At 67.8% G+C, this 1,145-nt stretch carries 1 protein-coding gene; it reads right to left on the reverse strand.

Features of this window, described 5'->3' with window-relative positions:
- Positions 1 to 159: 159 nt before the first annotated feature.
- Positions 160 to 885, reverse strand: coding sequence for a hypothetical protein (locus tag VR44_RS03070; RefSeq protein WP_052713448.1), 726 nt, complete (start codon positions 883 to 885; stop codon positions 160 to 162).
- Positions 886 to 1,145 lie beyond the last annotated feature (260 nt).

A 1,145-nucleotide genomic window follows, 5' to 3' on the forward strand; every position in this document is an offset into this window, starting at 1 on the left:
CCCGCCTGTGGTCGCTGCCTGCGGCAAAGGACGACGGAAGTGTCCTCCGGGGCCGGGAGGCGCGTCAGATCGCTACGCGCTTCTCATTTCTCGGCGTCCGGCGCCCGTCTCGGGTTGATCGTCCTCTTGCCCGCAAGGGACGCCGAACAGACCGGCCCGTCAGCCCCCGCCGTCGATCCTCAGCCGGAGGCGAAGGGTGCAGCCTCCGGGGCGGCTGTCGGTGTCGATGCCGATGGTCTCCGGGCCCCGGTCGGCCGATACCGTGCGGGTCGAACCCGGAGGCAATGCGTTCGGGCACTGGCCGGCGTTCCCGTCCGCGTAGTACTGGAAGTCGAGCTGGACGAGGGTGATCCCCGTCTGCTGCACGGCGAAGGTGAGCGCGCAGCCACCCATGCGGTCGTCGGTGTCGATGCGGATGCCGGGGCCAAAGGTCCGGACGTCCGACCGGATGGGCACGCGGTGTTCGCCCTGGTTCCCACACTGGTTGGGGTCCGCGAACGGCGTGGCCCTCCACTCGTAGGTCAGTCCGGCGTTCTGCATGAAGCCTTCCCGGTCGAAGACACCGAAGGCCAGCTGGCAGCCGCCTCGGCGTCCGTCCGTGTCGAATCGGATCACATCCGTCCACCGGTTCTCCTCGACCCACTGGTCCCCCGTTCTGCCGCCGCATTGACCGGGGTCGCCGTCAGGATTGAACCGGATGCCGATTTCCGCGGGGAAAAGGAGCCGATCCTGGGCCAGCGCGTGCGGTGTCGGCAGAACGGCCGTCGCGAACACGGCCATTGCTGCCGAACCGAAGACCGCGAGCCTTTGTGCGACGCGCTTCATGTCATCGACTCCCCTCGATGCGAGATCATCGAGACACAGCAAAGCGAGCAGCGTGAACACGCCAAGCAGAAAGCCGACCTGACAGGCCGTAGACCACCCGAAAGGCCCAAGGCCTGGTCCAGAGGCCACTCTGCTCGTCATTTGGCGCACCCATCAGCCCAAGACGGCTCGCGGCCGCCGAAGAAGGTAAGCGCGTAGCGATCTGACGCGCCCGCTGGGTCCGGATGCCATCCGGTTCGTCCTCCGGTGCAGGTATCAGCCCCAGACGGCAGCCGGACGCCGAAAACCGGGCAGCGCGTAGCGATCTGGGGCGCCTCCCG

The sequence above is a fragment of the Streptomyces katrae genome (genome assembly GCF_000966975.1).
Lineage (GTDB): Bacteria > Actinomycetota > Actinomycetes > Streptomycetales > Streptomycetaceae > Streptomyces > Streptomyces katrae.